We start from the raw sequence: 19,231 nt of genomic DNA on the forward strand, positions 1-19,231 counted from the left end.
ATTAAAACAGTCCATTTGTCAATGTCGATATTATTAATTGCAATTAAATGATTTTTGGAGGGCGTCAGTATGTCGGAAAAGTATCGGACGGAAGGTCAGCAGATATCGTGCTGTAATAAACGAGGTCGTGAACAGAGAAGTGACATCGCCCCTGCGGTCGTACTTTTTGCCGACAGGTCGGAGTTGGGCTGAAATATTACCCAAAAATAATTATTGAAAAAAATCCGGAAAATATCTTGACAATTGCCTGATAAAATATTATATTTTTTAACAAAAGGCTTAAGCTATTTTGCAGTGGCGGCGCTCTGTCTGAAAGCACATCTATCACTGCGAACGCTCCGGATATCATTCCGACTCCTTTCGGAGAGACTATTACCGATAAAACGACCGAGCTTAATAATAAGGTTTACTTTGTTGAAAACGACGTCGAGGTATCTTCGCTGACAGTTAAGGGCGATGCGAGCATACAGATAGATGACGGCTGCATCCTGACCGTTAAGGATGGTATAACGGTTGAAGCAACGGGCGGCACCTGCGCACCAACAAAGCAGGCGGTGTCGGCATACGCGGCAGTCTCGAAGTCCGCAGCGGTACTGTAATAGCAAAAGGTGCTGACAGCGGCAGCTCTTGTAGATTCCGCAGGCGCAGGCTTATCGTGAGTTTTGAAATATTCTTCCTGTATTTCGGGTGGGTAATTGTCGATCTGAATATTGTTCCTGCCGCTTGTTGCTGCAAAGCAGACAACCGTAAAGATCGCCGCAAACACAAGCATTTCGATGACTATAACTGCGATATCATTACTATCCCTTCCCGCATACTTTTCTCAATGATCTCAGCGGAAACGATCACCACCTGAATACTGCGAGTCTGTTGTTCATATTCTTCCCGACGATCGCGAACAGCCTGCCCCTGACGGAGTATTTCTTCATCTCCTCGTTGTAGCTTCGTTCCAGTACCAGCTTCATTCTCGGCTCAAGGTCGAGGTATTCCCTGCCCGACTTTGTTCCCCAGCCGAAGGTGGCGTTAGTATGCTTGACTGCATCATGGTGCTTTCCGTGCTTTTCGAGAAACGGCGAGTGCAGCTCCGCAAGCAGATAGCCGTGTCCGAAGCTGTTACAGAGCATATTGAGACAGGTCTTTACCTGCTCCTTTGAAAAGTATTCCAGCACACCCTCCATGACGATGATGTTCATATCCTTCTTCGGGAACTGCGCCGTCCAATCGCTTTCAAGGGCGCTGCCGTCGAGCATGGTGCAGCGGTCTCTGTCCTCGTACACCTTTCTGCGGACGGCGATCTGGTCGGACAGGTCAACGTCGAACCAGGTGAGCCTGCCGTTGTCCACCTGCGAGAATTTGTCATCGAATCCGCAGCCGAGATTGATGCACAGCGCATCGGGATGCTTTTTCAGCAGTTTGATAAGCACGTCACGGAACATTATCGTCCTCGCCACAACGCCCTCATGGGACAAAAACGGGTCGTATTTGCTGACGTCCACGCCGAGAGTTTCGATTATCTCCTTCGCCTTTTCGTCCCTGATCCTTGCGTTCGTTCGTGCTGTTTCGCTCGCCTTTATCGCCAGCGGGATAAGCGCAGTTTCCTGAATGTCTCCGAATCTCAAATCCATAATTGACCTCTTTCTATTCCTTAGTGTCGTATATCAGATCGTATATCTTCGCACCTGCGGCTGTCCGTGTCTGTTCGAGCCTCATACCGAGGTGTATATACCTGTCACACTTACCCTTGGCGTCTGTGTCAAGAATACACGGGCAGTTCTTGTTATCTGCCATTTTGAAAGCATAGGTCAGCAGTTTCCGCATATAGCCCTGCCCCTGATGCTCCTTGGTGACGATCAGCATTTCGACCTTGACATATTTCTGCTTCTTCTTTTTCAGGCGCTGTTCCTGAGTTTCCTCGCCGCCGTTGGCTGTCTTTATGAAGGAAAACAGCTTGCGCCAGCCGCCCATGGCATTTTTCATGCCCCGCGCCATCTTCACGATGCTGAAAAAACCGGGGTGATTGCCGTCCGTATCGGTAATGAGGATGTATCCCTCACCGCCGTCTGTACTGTAGAAAGTGCCGCTTTCGATGCCTGCCACCACAAACGTCCGCATATAGTCCGTCATCGCCTGCCTGCTCTGAAAGAACGGCTTCAGTCCGCCCTCTCCGTCCTCGTATGGGTAATCCCAGAAGGATTCGCCGATCAGTGCGGCTATCTCGTCGATCTTTTCCTTCGGGAGCGACCTTATTCTTCGCATACTTACCTTCTCTTTCCGACCGCAAACCTGAACATATCCGCACCGAGTATCTTTACACCTGTGCTGTCGGCAGTCTGTTCGAGCACGCTGATCTCCTTTTCGGTCAGCTGAACTTTCACAGCCTTATCAAGCTCGTCTGCCTGATAAGGCTTTCTGCACCCGCATATCGGCACTATTCCCTTTGACGAGCAGAACGCCATCGCCACCTGTGCGGGGCTTATCCCGTGCCGCCTGCCGATGATGTGCATTTTCTTGTAAAGCGGCAGAAGCCTGCTTTGGCGGTTCAGATATATCAGCTTCATCAGCGACAGCCTGCCGCCCTTTTTCGGCGGGACCAGCAGCCCCTCTTCAAGCACTGCCCACGCCCAGAACTGTACGCCGTTTTCACGGCACCAGTCCACAAGTCCGTTTTTCTCCCATTCTCTTGCAAGGATGCTGTAATGGTTCTGCACGCCGAAAAGCGGCACGCCCGCAGCGTCAAGCAGGCTCTTCGCCCTTTTGCACTCGTCAAGCGTGAAGTTGGATATGCCGATATTGCCTATCCTGCCTTCCTTGTAGAGTTCTGTCATTTCCGAGAGGTTCTGCTCTATGCAGTTCGGCAGGTGCAGCCAGTAGATGTCAACGTGATCCCGACGAAAGTCTTTCAGATCTTTCTCAAACGATCTCCTCACCTGACCCTCGGAATACTTTGTCCCCGGGGTGTATTTTGCCGAGATCACAGCTTCCTTCGGGCAAAGCTCGCCTATCAGTTTCTGACCCATACCAAGACCGTAATCCTGCGCAGTATCGAAGATTGCAAGCTCCTTATCCATAGCTTCTCTGACCGTCTGTCTAAGCGTTTCCCTGTCAACGCTGCTGCCGCGAAGCATCCTGCCGTATGCCTTGCTGCCCCAGGAATTTGTGCCGACTACCGCTCTGTATATGTTCGTTTCACTCATTTTGATACACTCCTCTTTCCCGGACGATTAGCACTATTGTGAGAACAAGCATTTTTGAACCACGTTCCGCTTTTTATCTACGGGATCAAGTTCATCTTCACAACTCAATGCTGTTGAAAAAGCCGCTTAACACCTCGCAATATTCCCCGCCATGCTCATGTAGCAGCTGCGAATGTCCGCAGTCGGGGATCACCTGCTCGTTTATCTGCGGAAGATGTTTTTTCAGCAGAGCGAACGACCTTTCGGGGATAGGCTCATACTCGCCTCTGATGCAAAGTATCTCTGAATCGCATTTTGCGATTTTCGGCGAGAGCCTGTATCTGTAAACCTCGGTGCAGACGTTTTTCACCGAAGCCGCAGTCATGCCCTCGAAAAGCATCTGAACGACCGCAGAATTTCCCTTGCCGAATATCTTTTCCACCAGCCTGTCGTGGACCTTTCCGCCCATTTTAAGATACTTTATCCCGATAGTGCAGACGATGATATTCACCCATGTCTGCAAGAAGCCCACGTCAACGCAGTAGACGCCGTCCAGCAGTATTCTCTCGGCACGGATCCTGCCCCTCGTCATCAGATGCACGCATATCGTTGCGCCAAGTGACAGACCCGTGAGCCCGAATATTTCACCGCCGTAGTGCCTCATTACGAACCGCTCGATCTTCTCACATTCCTTGTCGAGCGAGATAAAGCTGCCCCGCTTGTCGGGTTCGTGACCGTCAAGATGAACGACGACACAGTGCCGGCGTTCGCTCAGTTTTTCAGCTATTTCGCCGTAGCATATTTCGGCAGTAGTGCATGAGCCGTGAATAAAAAGTATCGTCGGCAGCTCTCTTGAGCCGTATTCCGTAAATCTCATGATATACGCTCCTTGTTATGCGTTAGTTGTTGCTAACTACATTATATCACATTGAGCTCTGAAAAGTCAAGAGTGTATGCGGTCTTTTTTTTAAAAAAATTGGTTCCTTCTGTATTGACAGATATATCATGACCGAATAACTGTAAGATCAGCGCACTCACCCGTATATAGTTTCTTTTTCGCCATTCGGCAAAACAGCGATACCACTATATGTGATATCGCTGTTTTTTTGGTGAAGGCATGGTCATTTCAGACCTGCTCGGTTTTTGAACGCGTATCTGTTCATGCCTTTTGTTTTTTGGCGGCATCTTCTACGGAGGCTGACGGGTCGGTGTCAAGCAGGGTGATAACATCCTCAAATAGCTTTAACAAGGATAGCTGAAATGCTTCCGTGAATACCTGACCGCTTCCCGATGTGCCGAGAGTAAGTTCCTTCTCGCCCTCAAATACCAGTAAAAAGAACTGTTCGACGGAGCGCTTTGTCGGTATCGAGACCTTATCGAGTTTCATGTTTTTTGTTTTTGAACCCGCAACAAAGTTCTGATATGTCAGACAAAACTGCATTCTGTCATAATAATGCGAGGATCTCAGATATGTCATATTTTCGGAGAACTTATTCTTTGATGAAGTCAGCAGGTCGGAAAGCATATCCTTATCCGATATTTTCATTCTGTGCTGAAGTGGGTGTGCTATGTACCCCATTGTACGGAAATAACGCTTATCTGTACGGTTCGCGCTGGTAACGCCGATTATCGTATCCTTACTGTCAAGAAGGAATGAGAGCCCGATGTGATATGCAAGCAATATCACATTGAATGGAGTAGTATTATTGGCTGCGGCAATTCGGTCGATAGCTGTCCTGTCGATCTTGAAGGTGTGGTCGTATCCCGCGCCCCGTTCTCCGATGGCGGCTTTCGTGATATCAAGCATCTGATAGCCGTCGGTCTCTTTTTTCCAGTATTCAAGCTGTTTTTTTCCCTGTTCCGATGCCAGGAAATCATATTCTTCCTGAATGAAATCCATATATGTGCCGGTTTCCTCGCACTTTGTATTCGGGTCTGTGTAGTATCTGAATATCTTATCCATTATCAGACCTGTCGTGCTGCCGTCACCTATCCAGTGATGTGCCATCCAGACAAAAATATGGTCGTTCCAGCCTATCTTGACAAGGAAGAATCGGCAGCTGGGTTCGTTAAACCAGTCGATGACGGTATTTACCTCACGCGATGCGATTTCAACTGCATTTTTCAGCCTGTCGTCCTTGGTTTTGCCCTCAGCTTCGTACACATCGAGTTTATACGGATAGTGTTCGATGACCTTCTGCTTATAGGTATCGCCGTGCTGAACAAGTATCAGCCTCAAAGCATCATTTTCATTGATGATACGCCCTATAACCTTTTCAAGTCTTTTGTAGTCGATGGGGATGCGCAGGCGGATGCCGCTTCCGACATTCGCAACGCCGCTGTCCTGACCGTATTTTTCACGTCCGTTAAGGTCAGCCCGAATAAACGCAAGCTGACGGATACCGACGGGATATTCGATATCACCTGCTTCGTTCTGCAAAAACTTGTACTTTTCCATAAATTCATCTCCTATATCAAAAAATCAGTCTTGATATTGACGCCCGACAAAAATGCGTTCCCTGCGGCGGTCAGGATCTGTTTTCGGTAGTTTCTTCCCGACCTTATCGTGGGTATCCACGCTGCACCGATATTCCCTAAGTTTTTCATCGCCATGCTGATAAGAACAGGCGAGACACCGATATCAATCACGCGGCTTATCTCATCGCGCGGCAAAGCTCCGACAGCCTGTCTGAACAACACGGGACGGACGATATGCGCCCCCCAATAGGCAGGCTGTTCGGGGGTCAGATCGCCCGACGACACCGTTGACAGCATTTTTCTGTGAGGTGTACGGAAGGTGACTTTTTTTGCAATATCAGTAAATCTCTCCGCACAGTCCTTTAAGCCCGAGTAATGTCCGCCGTGTGTCTGATTAATGATGCTCAGACGTATGCGCATAGATTTGCATATCTCATTTAGTGCCGAGATATCCTTTGATATACCGCACACTGTCACAAGGTCTTCTGCGTTATATCCCGATATCTCTATTTCAAGACCGTTTTTTTCGGCGATACCGATTATCGTGTCGGCATCCGTTTCAACAGCCGCTATCCAGTGCGGTTCATCCTCATGCATGATGCCTGCACGCTGAACAAGCAGATACATCGCATCCGATGCCGACATAAGACCGCTGCAAACTGCGGCGGCATATTCGCCCATGCTGTAGCCTATCAGATAATCGGGTACACAGCCGCTTTTTATCCAGAGATCCGCAAGTACGACCTCGGAAGCAAAAACGCGAAGTTGATCTATCACCGCATCTTCTGTCTGTTCATCCAAAAGTCTGACAGGGTAAAATTCTTCAGCCGCTTTTTCCAGTTTTTTCAGTTCAGATGCGAGAAATTCGCTCACACCGCTCAGTATGGTAAGCATTTGCTTCTGATGTATGCCGTTCCCCGGAAACAGAAACACATTTTTCCCGTGAAGGAGCTTTCCGTTGTTTTTTGCAAGAGTTCCCAACGCGGCGGATGAGGTTTGCAGTTTACGGTCTTCTTCGCCGCTGTAGACCATAAATGCACGGTACGGGTCGTGTTCGTTATACGAAAGATATGAGCCTTCCGACTTACTCTCCACGGTACTTAACAGCTGTGCGCTGTCATCAGCGGAAAACAGCGCCAGCTTAAAGCGTTCAGCCGACATTGTTTACCGCATTCAGTATGTCTGCCGCCGTGTCGTTGAGGGTCAGCTTGAGTTCATGACCCGCAACAGATTCAAGGTCAAACGAAAGCATCATGATATCAAACGAATCCATACCCAACTCCCCGACTATCGTTTCGGGAGTAAGTTCGCCGTTAAGTTCAACGTTGTTTTTTACGAGAAGTGCTTTTAATTCTTCCAGTGACATTTTTATATCCTCCATTTCGATGATACAGGCAATATGCAGACATATAGTATGCAAAGCCGTCAGGCGGTGCTGCCTATACGTTTTGACGGTGTTCGTTCAGTCGGCTTTTTTGAACATCAGCGCCGCATTATGTCCGCCGAATCCAAAGGATGCGGAAACGGCGGTCTCGATCTTAGCTTCTTTGGTTTCCGAGGGAAGACAGAGCCCCGCAAGCGGCGTGCCGAGAATATTCCCGTGGATGACTTGATTTTTTATCGAATACGCGCAGATAGCCGCTTCTATAGCGCCCGATGCGCCTATCGTGTGCCCTATGATACCCTTTGCGGAAGTCACGGGGATATCTTTCAGGGAATCTCCGAACACCTCGGTCAGAGCGTACTGTTCGGTCTTGTCGTTCAGTACGGTCGCTGTGCCGTGTGCGTTGTAGTAATCAATCTTCTGACCGCCGCAAAGCCTGCGAAGCATCCTGATGATCTGAGAGGCATCCTGCGGCATCTGAACGATATGAAAGGCATCACAGGTAGATCCATAGCCTGTTATCTCGGCATAGATCCTTGCACCGCGCTTTTTCGCCGATTCATATTCTTCAAGGATAAGCGCACAGGCTGCACCCTCGGAAAACAAAAATCCGCTGCGTTCCTCGGAGAAAGGCAGAGGCAAGCCGTTCTCGCTTTTGGTGAGAGTTCGGAGAACATCGAACGATTTTAGCAGAAGTCCGTTTTCGCATCCGAGATAATCCGCACCGCCGCAGACAGCCGACCTGCCTCTTCCCGACCGGATATACCAATAAGCATCGCCGACAGCATTTGTACCCGATGCACAGGCGGTCGAAATCGTCTGATTGATACCGTTTATCCCAAGCAGAATGGAGATCCACGCGGAAACGGAACTTGTCATCATCATCGGATTTGAACACGGGTGTATCGGTGAATGAGAGGTCAGCGCACGGTCGGTACGCAATATCTCTTCTGTGTGCGGCACTCCCACTCCAAAGAAAACGGCTGTATCTTCATCAAGCTTTTCGATGCCCGAATCTCTGACCGCCAAAAGCGCGGAAGCCGCTGCTGCCCATACCGCTTTTGACGACCTCGTTTTCATTTTTTTATATGCGCTGCCGAATCCTTCATCATCTGTTTCGGGAAATGGCACATAGAATTTCGTAGAAACGGAAGCGGAACAGTATTCGGGAGGGATGGGTCTTACCGCAGTTTTTTTGTTCAGCAGATTTTCAAAAAAGGCATTACCGCTGCCTATCGCAGTTATCGGCGCGATGCCTGTTATCACTACACGATCCATAGCTTATCTCCTTTACAAAACGTCATCGGGAACGATCCTTACCGCATATTTTCCCATCAGGTCTGAGCCGCGCTCCATATCGGCGTGCGCCTGCGGGAGTTCGTCCCAGCTGTATACCCTGCTGACTGACGGGATAAAATCATGCTCGCGGCGCAGTCTCAGGTATTCTTTAAGGTCATCTGCCGAACCTGCATGGCTGCCCTGTATACGCTTCTGATATATCCACAGATGCCGCAGATCGATCGACGCTGTGTGACCCGTCGTAGCACCGCAGAGAACGACCATTCCCCTGCCCGCGCACACGAAAAGAGAGGTCGCAAGCGTATCACTTCCGGGATGCTCGACCACTATCATCGGGTTCACTCTTTTTCCGACTATGGTATATATCTCATTACGGAATCTTGCCGCCTGAAGACTCCACTGACGCACACCCGCTTCGTCAAGGCCGCAGATATTGCCCCAATGTGTATATCGGGTGCGGTCGATATAGCCTTTCGCGCCCAAAGATATGCAGTATTCGCCTCGTTGAGCGCTTGATACGACTGCAACAGGTATGCCGCCGTAAGCCCTTACCTGCTGTATCGCGCTGCTGCCAAGTCCGCCTGCGCCGCCCCATATAAGGACAACATCGTTTTCTCTGATGCGGTTTTCTTCCCAATGTCTCAGCATTCGGTTGACTGTAGTTCCTGTCGCACAGCAGACGGCAGCTTCATCCCAATCCATGCTTTCGGGCTTCGGGACACACTGATAATCGCTGACCTTTGAGAACTGCGAAAACGCTCCCCAATTGCCTTCGTAACCCCACATATGATATGACGGGCTGTATTCTGGTTCGCCGCCGTTCAGGATAAAGGGGCAGTTTTTATTATATTTTGAAGCAGATATTATCACATGGTCGCCGACTTTTACGTTTGTCACCTCGTCTCCGACCGCGTAGACTATCCCTGCCGCCTCAGAACCGCAGATATGAAAATCCTGTTTTGCATCGCCGTATGTGCCGTTCGCTTCGATGACATTTTTAGGCTTGCCGCGAGCCGCCCAGATCGCGTTATAATTTATGCCTGCCGATATATTCGCAACAAGCACCTCGTCGGGACGCAGGGCAGGTATATCGACTATCTCGTCACGAAAGGCTGTCAGCGGACTGCCAAAACGTTCGCTTCTTATCGTCCATGCGTGCATTTTTTCAGGTATCGTACCAAGCGGCGGCAGCGTGCCTGCCGAATATATCTTATCTGTGATAATCATAGACGGGTCAACTCCTGTGATCTGTTATTTTTGCTGCAAAAATATCCCGATAGCTGACTGAAACTCATGGATACGATCTTTATGTTATCCGAATGCGAAAATACCGAGGCGCGGTATCCCGTATCGGGTATCCACGTTTTCCCGAACAGACCGCTGTTTTCCGATATACTCAGTCTGTCGCTTCGGATATCTGCCGAAAATGATGATAACGGTCTCAAAAGACCCTCACCCGTGTATTTCAGATATGATTCCTTTGCAGTCCATAATATGAAAAACATATCCCTTCGGGCTGTTTCGGACTGTATTCCTTCCAAAGCTGCGGTCTCTGCGGGGTGAAAAAACTGACGCGCCAACGCAAGTTCATCCCTCTTATCCTGTACTTCCTCAATATCGCATCCGCACGGAAAAAGATCTGCCGCACAAAGCACATATCTGCCTGAATGAGATATGCTGAGATATATCTTTCCCGCAGGTGTGACCGCATAAGGCGGTCTGCCTGCTTCTGTGACAAGCTTTACATCCGATATATCACATAGTGCAGTCTGCGACGCTGCACAGACTGCTGACAAACCGCCCGTCAGACATCTTACACGGTCAGCAAGGTGTCTGTAACGTGTAAGACGATGCTGTCTTTCGTCGGGCAAAAATGCCGAAAGCCTGGCATCGGGTGCTGTTGTGCAGTCAGAGATATCCGTCAGCCAGATGCGCATCTCATTCATTGTTTCGTTTCAGACTTTCTGTCATCTCGACCCTGCCGACTTTATTCGAGACCATCAGCAGAGAGAGAACATATGAAGCCAGAATGATGATAACGGTAATGAGATAGCTGAGGGGCTTAACATAAAGCGATATCAGCATACCCGTTGTTTCGGCAGATGATGCACATATCGACTTTCCCACAAGTAATGCAGGCGGGATGCCGATAAGTATCCCGAAAATCAGAAGGATATGATTTCCGCTCAGTACAAGGCTGTTTATCTCCTTTTTGCGGTAGCCGAGTATCTTGAACATTGAAATGTTTATCGTGTTTTCTTCTATCATCATGTTCGAGATAAGATACATCGACAAAACTCCGAGCATAAAGCCTACGAGTATGACGATATAGCACATCTTATAGTAGACTTGCACCGCCGATTTTACGCTGTCGCGGTAATCGTCACGCGATGATGATGACATGACGGTATCGGGATCGTATTCGAGTTTTTTCCTGCTGACTACCATATTGCGGTCATCTTTTCCATACCCCATTATTTCAGCCGCATTTTCGGTGCTCGTATATACGGCTGAATTGATATTATCGTCGATGATGCCCTCTATCTTTACGGTATGTTCTTCGGTCGTTATCAGATCGCGGAATGTAAAGCTGCTGCCCTCGGAAACGCCGTATGATACCGCTGCGGCATTTGTCATGTAGTATGAACCGTACTGCATATCCTTGCCAGACTTTGTTTTCATTGTGAAAAAGTCGGTATCCTCTTCATATCCCCACAGACTGAACAACAAGGTGCTGTCAGAGGTCTCAAAACGGCTGACAAGTGCGGATTCGGCATCGTCGGGGACATCGAATTCTGTGGTATTCAGCATATAGGAATAGTCATACGGTATAAGGTCAACGGATGAATCTACGATATTATCCGCAGAATCCTTTGTTATCCAACCCATGAGGATACATATCGTACTTACGGCGATACCTGTTACTATCACGATAGAACGGGAAATATGTCCGAATACCGAACGCAAACGGTATTTTTTTCTGAAAGGCAATGACCTGCCTGCAAGGAACGCACTTCCCTTTTTCTTTTTATCCGTCTGTCTCAGCATTTCGACAGGGTCTTTGCGCAGCATCCTGCCGACCGTGAGATTGGAAACGAGTGTGTAAAGCAGCGGAGGGAGTATCAATGCTAATACTGCGGTCACGGGCGATACTCTAACGGTGTGCGGCAGCGCTTCAAAGAAATTGAAATACATCTCGGAAAACGGGAATGCCGCAGCATATCCACAGACAAGTCCGACCGCCGCGCCGATGATCCCCGGGACAAGCGAATACAGCGCATAATGCCTTTTTATCTCAGCGCCTTTATATCCTAACGCGATCAGTGTGCCTATTTGCTTTTGTTCGCCTTTCAGACGGCGGCTGAGCATGAGCGTTATCAGCAAAAGCACGATACCGTACAGCATAGGCGCAACGATAAGCGCTACAGACTTTACAAGTTTTGCCTGATTCAGCGCTGACTGAACGCGGATATTATTATTGACCGCCGTATAATTCAGTATCCTGCGGTCGCTGTTGATGCCTTTTCTGAATTCGACAGAATTATCCTTTTGGTATCTGACGGCATAATACGACCTGCTGTCAGTAAGCTCGGAGACCACAGATCTGTTTGCTACAGCCAGACCAAAACTGCTGTAATCGGGGAATGAATCTGTAAGTTCGCGCAGCATACAGAGATAGTCTGTCCGCACCATATATCCGCTTATGCGAAAACTTTCTCCGCATATATCTATACTGTCGCCTATTTTCAGTTTTTGTGCGTCTGCAAAACGCTCGGAGATCATTATCTCTTTGTCTGAGGCGGGGGCGTTTCCCTTTATTACCTGACAGATATTTACCTTGTCGTTTATCCCTGCCAGACGCAGAACATAATCGTCTTTTTCATCGTCGCAGTAGACCATTTCCTCTATCTTAACGCTGTATTTCTGTTCGGCTTCGGAAATGTCACTGTCGGAAAGCGGCAGCATGGTCACAAACTGCGCATCTTCTGTCAGGCAGTCTTCTATACCCTTGTTGTAAACATCGTTCATCAGTTCGGCAGTCGAGATCGCAGCTATTATAAGAGCGCCTATCAGTATTGTCAAAAGTGTAACAACAAGATTGAACGACAAATTGGTTCGGATGCTTCGGAAATATCTTTTGTTCAGCTTCATCATAACTTTATTTCCTCTGCGCTGCGTCTGCACTGATTCAGTTCGTTGCTGACGACTTTTCCGTCCTTTATGCGGATGATGCGGTCGGCTATATCCTTTATCGCTTCGTTATGGGTTATTATCACGGTCGTGGTCTTGTATACCCGATTTATCTTGTCAACAAGCGTGATGACGTTTTGCGACGCTTTTGAATCAAGCGCGCCCGTTAACTCATCGCACAGCAGCAGCTTTGGTTTTTTGACTATCGAACGTGCTATCGCAACTCTCTGCTGCTGACCGCCCGAAAGTTCCTTCGGGAAACGGGTGCGGTATTTTTCCATATCAAGGTCTTTCAGCAGTTCGCTGATATCCATCGACTCTTCGGCGATATCCGACGCTACCTGGATATTCTCCTCGACTGTCAGATCGGGGATAAGGTTAAAAAACTGAAATACAAAGCCGATTTTGCTGCGTCTGTAATTTCCGAGTTTATCCTTGTCAAGCTGCATGATATCCTGACCTTCAACGAAAAGCTGACCCTCGTCAAGTCTGTCAAGTCCGCCCAGCATATTCAGCAACGTGGATTTTCCCGAACCCGACGGACCGAGAATAACGCACAGTTCGCCCTTTTCTATTCCGAGATCGATATGATCCATTGCGTAAACGGTGTTTTCGGCATTGTCACCGTATTTTTTCACTGCATTTTTGAATTCGATAAACATATTTTTTGTTCCTTTCCGCATATCCTGCAAATTCATCTATCAGATCTGTGATCTCCTGATAATGACCGTCAAAATAAAAGTGTCCGCCGCTGAATCTCTGCGTGCGGTAAATTTCATGAAACGTATTGTGCCAAAGCGGTTCGGCTTCGGGGATGATGACCATATCCGAATCGCCGACCATGTTCATCCCCAAAGGAAGACGTTCATCCTCGGTGGGAAATGACGGGCGGTAAGTCTCAAGGACGTGCATATCATCACATATCATCTGCTTGAAAAAGCTGTATGCGGTATCGCTGTCTTTTATGAAATCGGGAATGCCGCCAAGTTTTTGCAGATAGGCATCGGTATCCTTCGGGAGTTCCCAGCTTTTTTCACGATAATAAAAGGGCGGATTCTGCCCTGAAACGATGACCCCTGCGGGGGGGATGCCCTGCTCTTGCAGAAGCAAGCCGCATTCGCAGGCAACAAATGCGCCCATGCTGTGACCAAACAAAATATAATCTCCTGCCGAGACCTGCTGTTTCAGAACATATTCAGCCGCATCTTTTACAAAGTCTTCAAAGCAGGCTCGTTTATCACCGCTCCGAGGCCTATTGTAGTCAAACAGGCATACTTCCGTTATATTTTGGTACTTAGCATCCTTCATGAAGCTGTAATACAATGAAAATCCGCCTGCATGAGGAAAACAAACCATTTTTTCCATCCGATCACCCGATTATTCTGTTTCGGCTGCGCACTCCTTAGTTAGCGCCACCTAACCGATTATAGCATATGCTGACCGAAATTGTCAACCCCCTCAAATATGCTTTTGTGCAAACGATACGATAATAGGTCCGGTTTGTGAGTTTATTTAGTTAGCTAATGCTAATTTTTACAAAAAGAATGCAGATCTTTATTGACAAAAAAATGCATCTGTGATATAATTTCACATGGTTAGCTTTAACTAACCCGTTAGTCCGACAGCTTTACAGCTTGATGTATTTTATGAAAAACAGGAAGGGACCCCCATCATGAAAATTGAGATCGATTTGAAGGAATCAACCTATCCCCGTATCATCGCGGAGATGAAGCGGCGTTTTGCCGATAAAACTGCTGTTATCGACCACGGTACCAAACTCAGCTATTTCGAGCTTTGCGAACAGTCCGAACGTTTGGGTGCGTATTTTCTCGAAAAAGGGATACGCCCGAAGGACAAGGTGATACTGCATCTCGGTAATACGCATCTTTTCATCAAGTGCCTGTTTGCGCTTGAATTGATAGGCGCGGTCCCTGTGATCGTATTTTCGTCGTGCAGGGAACTTGAGATATCTTCGATAGCGGGAACGACCGAGGCTGCGGCATATATTTCTTTTCGCAGCTTTAAGGGTCAGGACCGTACAGAGTCGGTTCTTTCGATCCGAAAAAAATACCCGACGATCAGGACACTCTTATTCGACGACGAGATAGTATCAGCCCATATATCGGGATATGCGCTGGATAACGCCGACAGGGCAGACCCATCACCCGACGATATCGCATACATCGTTCTTTCGGGCGGGTCTACGGGCGTACCGAAGCTGATACCGAAAAAACAGTCTGCAACTCTCTGGTCTGCGGAAAAATGTGCCGAATCCTGCGGCTTGAATGAAACAACGCGATACCTCACCGCCATGCCGTGCAGTCATTATTTTCACATCTGCGGACCAGGATTTATGGGGACGTTTATTCGGGGCGGAACAGATATCATGTGCTTCAGTTCCCTGCCCTCAGAGATAATCGAACTTATCCAACAAGAACGGATAACCGAGACCGCTCTTGTTCCTTCCGTAGCTTCTGAGTGCATCGCATATGCCGAAAAGCACTGCGATGACCTGTCGGAGGTCTTCCGCAGTCTGCGGCTCGTTCAGCTGGGCGGTTCGATGTGTACAGCCGATATCATAAACGCGGTCGCTGCGAAAATGCACTGCATACCTCAGCAGATATACGGCATGGGAGAGGGGCTCGTATATGCGACCTATCCCGATTTTCCGCTTGACATGATACTGAAATATCAAGGTATCAACACAAGTGAATATGACAGTGTAAAGGTCGTGGATACTGACGGAAATGAAGTCCCGACGGGTGAATTCGGCGAACTTATCGCAAAGGGTCCGAACATAGCGACCGAATACTACAGGAATGATGAAGCGAACCGCACCAAATTCACGAAGGACGGTTATTACCGTACAGGCGACAGGGTCAGACTGGTCGATGGAAAGTATTTGCAGGTCGTTGGCAGGATAGACGATATGATAAACCGCGGCGGTGAAAAAATATTTCCCGCAGAACTGGAAATGCATATCAGAAAATGCACGAATGTTCGGGATGCGGCAGTTTTCGGGATCCCCGACACACAGATGGGCAATCTTATCACCGCGTTCGTCATCCCCGAAGATGAAACTTCTGCCGCCGAGATCAGAAAGGAATTGTTAGCTTCGGGGCTTGCATCCTTCAAGATACCCGACGCTATCTTCTTCCGCAGTGAATTCCCCCTGACTTCCGTGAAAAAGATAGACAAGAACGCACTGAAAAAAGAAGCGGCTGAACTGATTAAGCAAACCGCAGAAGAGATGATCTGCACCTTTGACGGCATCTCCGACCCCGTTATGAAAAAGGCCGCGATATGCTGGGCGCAGACACTCAGAACCACCGAAATAAAAGCCGACAGCAATTTCATTGAGCTTGGCGGCAATTCTATTTCGGCGGCTGAGATGCTTCAAAAGCTGAACGTCACCTTCGGGACTGATCTGAACATGGAAGATCTTTACACGGCGGCTGATCTTTCGGCACTCAGCGAGATCATAAAGGAGAGGTTATCAGATGACAAATAAATGGTTCGCATTCGGTGCGGAACGCGAGAATGCAAGTCTTTCTCTGCTGTTGTTCCCTTTTGCGGGCGGTTGCCCGTCTGCATTTGTTCAGTGGAAAAACAAGCTGACGGATGATATCAGCATATATCCTGTTCAGTATCCGTTCAGAGAAGCACGCAGAAAAGAAACTTTGCCCGACACGGTCAGGGAGCTTGCAGAAACATTAGTTCGTGAGAACGAGGCGGTATTTTCGGGAAAATACGCCGTATTTGCACACTGTGCAGGTGCAGCGATCGCTTATGAGACTGTACTTGAAGCGCGAAAAATGTATGGCACAGAACCCGAATTCATGATAGTATCGGGGGCTGAACCGCCCGAGTATTCTCTGGAAAGCCTGAAATATCTTTCACAGGCGGAGGAGACCGAGTTTCTGGATTATCTGATCTCGAAAGGGTTTGCCGATGAGAGCGTGCGTAAAAATTCCGCCTTCCTGAGTTACTATCTGCCGATAATCAAGGCGGATTTCACGCTGATGTTTTCATATAAAATGACCCGTGATGAAGAGCCGCTGCATTGTCCGCTGTATATTTTCCGCGGAGATGATGATAAGGTCATTGATGTGAACAGACTTGAAGACTGGAAAAAATACACGACCGCCGAAACATCCGAACGCATTTTTGACGGCGGACACTACTATTTCACAAACGACCCCGATACGGTCTGCGCAGAGATCGGGCGGATAGTTAAGAAAGGGGCGGCAACATGAGTTTGCAGAAATGCGCGGTAGTAACAGGGTCGGCAAGCGGGATAGGCGCATCGTCCGTTAAGCGCCTTGCAAAAGACGGTTTCGATGTTGTCATCAACTACCACAGGGACAGCCGACTGTCGGAAGCCGAAAGCATCGCAGAGGAATGCCGCGCGTTCGGAGTTCGGGCGATGACCGTAAAGGCGGATATCTCAGACCCTTCACAATGTGATGAACTTGTTCAAGCGGTGGTTGATGAGTTCGGCAGGATAGATGTTTTGGTGAACAATGCAGGCATCACGAATCTTACACCTATGCTGAAAATGTCCGACGAAGATTTTGACCGTGTTATGAGGACAAATGCCTACGGTACTTTTTACATGATGAGAAGTGCCGCCCCCGTCATGAAAAAACAGCGCAGCGGCAGCATCATCAATATTTCTTCGGTCGGCGGGCTTTACGGCGCACCTTGGTCGATAGGCTACGCCGCATCGAAGGGTGCTGTTATCGCGCTCACCAAAACCGCCGCAAAGGAACTTGCTATCAGCAATATCCGTGTCAATTCTATCGCTCCAGGCGGATGCGATACAGGCATCATCGAGGTCAACGAACATCAGATAAAAGAACAGCTGCGTTTTGTCACGCTGGGAAGGGTCGGCAGACCCGATGAGATCGCCGGCGCGGTTTCTTTTCTCGCATCGGATGATTCTTCATATATCACGGGTCATGTGCTTGAAGTAAGCGGCGGGGTGATGATGTAAATGGATATGAATGATAACAGAATCGCAGTAATAGGCATGAGTTTTCGTTTTCCGTCCGCCGAAAACAAAGCGGCTTTTACCGCTATGCTGCGAAACGGCGAGTATGCAAAAGCGGGGACACACGAAGCACGCGGAGAATTGGTCGGGATAGCGGATTATCACGAACTTCTGAAAAACATCCGCACTATCGACGGCATCGAATACTTCGACAACAGTTTTTTCGGGATAGTCAAGCCCGAAGTGATGGAGATGCCGCCCGAACTGCGGCTGACGATGCAGGGCGCCGCAGAAGCGATAATGGATGCAGGCTACAGCATACAGTCGATATCCCGTCGCAAATGCGGAGCGGTCACAGCACAGACGACCTGTTCCTACAAAAGACTTCTGAAGAAGACAAGTTTTCTTTCATTCTTCAACAATATGCCGGGAATGACCTGCGGTTATCTCGCACAATATCTGAAACTCAACGGACCTGTCTATCATCTTGATTCGACCTGTTCTTCAACGTTAAGTGCGGCGGCAGCAGCCTGCAACCATCTGCTGATGGGGCAGGCAGACCTTATGCTTGCAGGCGGAGTGCAGATCTGTATGCCCGTTGACAGTCAGGAAAGCAAGGATATGCTTTCAAACGTGCTGAGTATCGGCGCTGACGGACAATGTTTGCCGTTCGACAAGAATGCCGCAGGTTTTTTCAGCAGCGAGGGCGTTGGGTTCGTTTTGCTTGAACGGTATGAGGATGCGGTCAGAAATCACGACCACATCTACGGGATAATAAGAGGCTACGGGATGCACAGCAACGCGGGAAGGTGTGCAACGATATATGCGCCTAACGCCGACGCTCAATATCTCGCGCTTAAAGAAGCGTGGAAAATGGCAGGGATAACAGCCGACGACCTGACAGAATTTGAAGCACACGGCGCGGCGACTGTTCAGGGCGATATGGCTGAGGTCTGCTGTATGTCCCGTGCGCTTTCCGAGAGAACCGTCAAAGAAGCTGTTCTGCTTTCGGCGGTCAAATCAAATCTGGGTCACAGCGGAAATGCCGCAGGCATCACGGGGCTTATCAAGCTGCTGCTTTCATTTGAAGCAAAAACCGTTTTCCCCATTTCGGGGTTCACGGAAGCGGATCCGAAGCTCGACCTCGTCGGTGCGCATTTAGCACCCGTAAAAAGCCCGATAGCGCTTGACAGGCACAGGATAGCGGACATCGGCAGTTATGGTCTGAACGAGCTCAATGTTCATATGATACTTGAAAGTGCGGAAAATATCCCTGCACCGAATCTCAAACCCGATAAGGTGCATTATCTGAAATGCAGCGCTGCATCCGAAACGGCGTTATCGGCATATCTTGCTGAGATCGCCGAGGAAATAGGTCGGACAGATGATCGTGACGATCTTATCCACACCTTGAATTTCGGACGTGATGACTTTGCATATCGCTGTTTTATCCGTTTTGAAAATACGGACGATCTGCTTTTAAAGCTGACCTGCCCTGTAGATATCGTAAAATGCAAAATAAATAAAGCTGCGCAGGCGGTATGCCCCGAAAATGAAGATGAGATCTGCCGCATATATCTCAGCGGCGGAAACATTGATTGGTGCGCTTTAGCGAAAAAAACACAGTATCAAAAACTGCCGTCCGTAACATATCCTTTTGAAAAAAAGAAGATATGGGCTTAAAATACGCTCGGTACAACAATATATGACCAG

The 19,231-nt window shown here is 48.6% G+C and carries 18 protein-coding genes; 4 read left to right on the top strand and 14 right to left on the bottom strand.

Features of this window, described 5'->3' with window-relative positions; translation table 11 throughout:
• Positions 1-406: 406 nt before the first annotated feature.
• The 14 genes from BT142_RS10080 to BT142_RS10145 all read right to left on the bottom strand — a co-directional run bounded on the left by BT142_RS10080 (position 407) and on the right by BT142_RS10145 (position 13,881).
• A complete protein-coding gene (locus tag BT142_RS10080; RefSeq protein WP_072418072.1) occupies positions 407-772 on the bottom strand; it encodes a hypothetical protein in 366 nt (121 codons plus the stop codon).
• A gap of 73 nt (positions 773-845) precedes the next feature.
• Positions 846-1,625: a class I SAM-dependent methyltransferase gene (locus BT142_RS10085; protein WP_072418073.1), complete on the bottom strand. Its 780-nt coding sequence runs from the start codon at positions 1,623-1,625 to the stop codon at positions 846-848.
• Between the two features lie 13 nt (positions 1,626-1,638).
• Positions 1,639-2,256, bottom strand: coding sequence for a GNAT family N-acetyltransferase (locus tag BT142_RS10090; RefSeq protein WP_072418074.1), 618 nt, complete (start codon positions 2,254-2,256; stop codon positions 1,639-1,641).
• A 2-nt stretch (positions 2,257-2,258) separates the two neighbouring features.
• A complete protein-coding gene (locus BT142_RS10095; protein ID WP_072418075.1) occupies positions 2,259-3,194 on the bottom strand; it encodes an aldo/keto reductase in 936 nt (311 codons plus the stop codon).
• 97 nt (positions 3,195-3,291) lie between these two features.
• Positions 3,292-4,050 carry an alpha/beta fold hydrolase gene (locus tag BT142_RS10100; RefSeq protein ID WP_072418076.1) on the bottom strand — a complete coding sequence of 253 codons (759 nt, stop codon included), beginning with the start codon at positions 4,048-4,050 and terminating at the stop codon, positions 3,292-3,294.
• Positions 4,051-4,332: 282 nt separating this feature from the next.
• Positions 4,333-5,631 carry a condensation domain-containing protein gene (locus BT142_RS10105; protein WP_072418077.1) on the bottom strand — a complete coding sequence of 433 codons (1,299 nt, stop codon included), beginning with the start codon at positions 5,629-5,631 and terminating at the stop codon, positions 4,333-4,335.
• Positions 5,632-5,642: 11 nt separating this feature from the next.
• The gene (locus BT142_RS10110; RefSeq protein ID WP_072418078.1) at positions 5,643-6,812 is read right to left on the bottom strand and encodes an acyltransferase domain-containing protein; all 1,170 of its coding nucleotides are present in this window, start codon (positions 6,810-6,812) and stop codon (positions 5,643-5,645) included.
• Positions 6,802-7,017, bottom strand: coding sequence for an acyl carrier protein (locus BT142_RS10115; protein ID WP_072418079.1), 216 nt, complete (start codon positions 7,015-7,017; stop codon positions 6,802-6,804). Before BT142_RS10115 ends, BT142_RS10110 begins: the two co-directional genes overlap by 11 nt.
• Positions 7,018-7,113: 96 nt before the next feature.
• A complete protein-coding gene (locus BT142_RS10120; protein WP_072418080.1) occupies positions 7,114-8,313 on the bottom strand; it encodes a beta-ketoacyl-[acyl-carrier-protein] synthase family protein in 1,200 nt (399 codons plus the stop codon).
• Positions 8,314-8,325: 12 nt separating this feature from the next.
• A complete protein-coding gene (ccrA, locus tag BT142_RS10125; RefSeq protein WP_072418081.1) occupies positions 8,326-9,561 on the bottom strand; it encodes a crotonyl-CoA carboxylase/reductase in 1,236 nt (411 codons plus the stop codon).
• Entirely contained in the window at positions 9,558-10,280 is a 723-nt protein-coding gene (locus BT142_RS10130) for a 4'-phosphopantetheinyl transferase family protein (RefSeq protein WP_072418082.1), read from the bottom strand. The genes ccrA and BT142_RS10130 overlap by 4 nt, the downstream gene beginning before the upstream one ends.
• On the bottom strand, positions 10,273-12,489 hold the full coding sequence (locus BT142_RS10135; RefSeq protein WP_072418083.1) for an ABC transporter permease: 2,217 nt from the start codon (positions 12,487-12,489) through the stop codon (positions 10,273-10,275). Before BT142_RS10135 ends, BT142_RS10130 begins: the two co-directional genes overlap by 8 nt.
• Complete coding sequence (locus BT142_RS10140; RefSeq protein WP_072418084.1) at positions 12,486-13,187, bottom strand: ABC transporter ATP-binding protein; 702 nt, start codon at positions 13,185-13,187, stop codon at positions 12,486-12,488. Before BT142_RS10140 ends, BT142_RS10135 begins: the two co-directional genes overlap by 4 nt.
• Positions 13,147-13,881, bottom strand: coding sequence for a thioesterase II family protein (locus BT142_RS10145; protein WP_175444950.1), 735 nt, complete (start codon positions 13,879-13,881; stop codon positions 13,147-13,149). Before BT142_RS10145 ends, BT142_RS10140 begins: the two co-directional genes overlap by 41 nt.
• 316 nt (positions 13,882-14,197) lie before the next feature.
• Here BT142_RS10145 and BT142_RS10150 point away from each other — a divergent pair, with 316 nt between their 5' ends.
• From BT142_RS10150 to BT142_RS10165, 4 genes are read left to right on the top strand one after another with little or no spacing between them, the layout of a single operon-like run.
• The gene (locus BT142_RS10150) at positions 14,198-16,036 is read left to right on the top strand and encodes a non-ribosomal peptide synthetase (protein WP_072418086.1); all 1,839 of its coding nucleotides are present in this window, start codon (positions 14,198-14,200) and stop codon (positions 16,034-16,036) included.
• A complete protein-coding gene (locus BT142_RS10155; RefSeq protein WP_072418087.1) occupies positions 16,026-16,781 on the top strand; it encodes a thioesterase II family protein in 756 nt (251 codons plus the stop codon). The genes BT142_RS10150 and BT142_RS10155 overlap by 11 nt, the downstream gene beginning before the upstream one ends.
• The gene (locus BT142_RS10160; RefSeq protein ID WP_072418088.1) at positions 16,778-17,521 is read left to right on the top strand and encodes an SDR family NAD(P)-dependent oxidoreductase; all 744 of its coding nucleotides are present in this window, start codon (positions 16,778-16,780) and stop codon (positions 17,519-17,521) included. Before BT142_RS10155 ends, BT142_RS10160 begins: the two co-directional genes overlap by 4 nt.
• Positions 17,522-17,527: 6 nt before the next feature.
• On the top strand, positions 17,528-19,201 hold the full coding sequence (locus tag BT142_RS10165; RefSeq protein WP_175444951.1) for a polyketide synthase: 1,674 nt from the start codon (positions 17,528-17,530) through the stop codon (positions 19,199-19,201).
• Positions 19,202-19,231 lie beyond the last annotated feature (30 nt).

It is taken from the genome of Ruminococcus sp. YE71 (assembly GCF_900119155.1).
Classification (GTDB): domain Bacteria; phylum Bacillota; class Clostridia; order Oscillospirales; family Ruminococcaceae; genus YE71.

What these genes read in the sequence shown, in the direction of transcription:
- BT142_RS10080 (WP_072418072.1), bottom strand. Translation starts at nt 772, where the DNA reads ATGCTTGTGTTTGCGGCGATCTTTACGGTTGTCTGCTTTGCAGCAACA.
- BT142_RS10085 (WP_072418073.1), bottom strand. Translation starts at nt 1,625, where the DNA reads ATGGATTTGAGATTCGGAGACATTCAGGAAACTGCGCTTATCCCGCTG.
- BT142_RS10090 (WP_072418074.1), bottom strand. Translation starts at nt 2,256, where the DNA reads ATGCGAAGAATAAGGTCGCTCCCGAAGGAAAAGATCGACGAGATAGCC.
- BT142_RS10095 (WP_072418075.1), bottom strand. Translation starts at nt 3,194, where the DNA reads ATGAGTGAAACGAACATATACAGAGCGGTAGTCGGCACAAATTCCTGG.
- BT142_RS10100 (WP_072418076.1), bottom strand. Translation starts at nt 4,050, where the DNA reads ATGAGATTTACGGAATACGGCTCAAGAGAGCTGCCGACGATACTTTTT.
- BT142_RS10105 (WP_072418077.1), bottom strand. Translation starts at nt 5,631, where the DNA reads ATGGAAAAGTACAAGTTTTTGCAGAACGAAGCAGGTGATATCGAATAT.
- BT142_RS10110 (WP_072418078.1), bottom strand. Translation starts at nt 6,812, where the DNA reads ATGTCGGCTGAACGCTTTAAGCTGGCGCTGTTTTCCGCTGATGACAGC.
- BT142_RS10115 (WP_072418079.1), bottom strand. Translation starts at nt 7,017, where the DNA reads ATGTCACTGGAAGAATTAAAAGCACTTCTCGTAAAAAACAACGTTGAA.
- BT142_RS10120 (WP_072418080.1), bottom strand. Translation starts at nt 8,313, where the DNA reads ATGGATCGTGTAGTGATAACAGGCATCGCGCCGATAACTGCGATAGGC.
- ccrA (WP_072418081.1), bottom strand. Translation starts at nt 9,561, where the DNA reads ATGATTATCACAGATAAGATATATTCGGCAGGCACGCTGCCGCCGCTT.
- BT142_RS10130 (WP_072418082.1), bottom strand. Translation starts at nt 10,280, where the DNA reads ATGAATGAGATGCGCATCTGGCTGACGGATATCTCTGACTGCACAACA.
- BT142_RS10135 (WP_072418083.1), bottom strand. Translation starts at nt 12,489, where the DNA reads ATGATGAAGCTGAACAAAAGATATTTCCGAAGCATCCGAACCAATTTG.
- BT142_RS10140 (WP_072418084.1), bottom strand. Translation starts at nt 13,187, where the DNA reads ATGTTTATCGAATTCAAAAATGCAGTGAAAAAATACGGTGACAATGCC.
- BT142_RS10145 (WP_175444950.1), bottom strand. Translation starts at nt 13,881, where the DNA reads ATGGTTTGTTTTCCTCATGCAGGCGGATTTTCATTGTATTACAGCTTC.
- BT142_RS10150 (WP_072418086.1), top strand. Translation starts at nt 14,198, where the DNA reads ATGAAAATTGAGATCGATTTGAAGGAATCAACCTATCCCCGTATCATC.
- BT142_RS10155 (WP_072418087.1), top strand. Translation starts at nt 16,026, where the DNA reads ATGACAAATAAATGGTTCGCATTCGGTGCGGAACGCGAGAATGCAAGT.
- BT142_RS10160 (WP_072418088.1), top strand. Translation starts at nt 16,778, where the DNA reads ATGAGTTTGCAGAAATGCGCGGTAGTAACAGGGTCGGCAAGCGGGATA.
- BT142_RS10165 (WP_175444951.1), top strand. Translation starts at nt 17,528, where the DNA reads ATGAATGATAACAGAATCGCAGTAATAGGCATGAGTTTTCGTTTTCCG.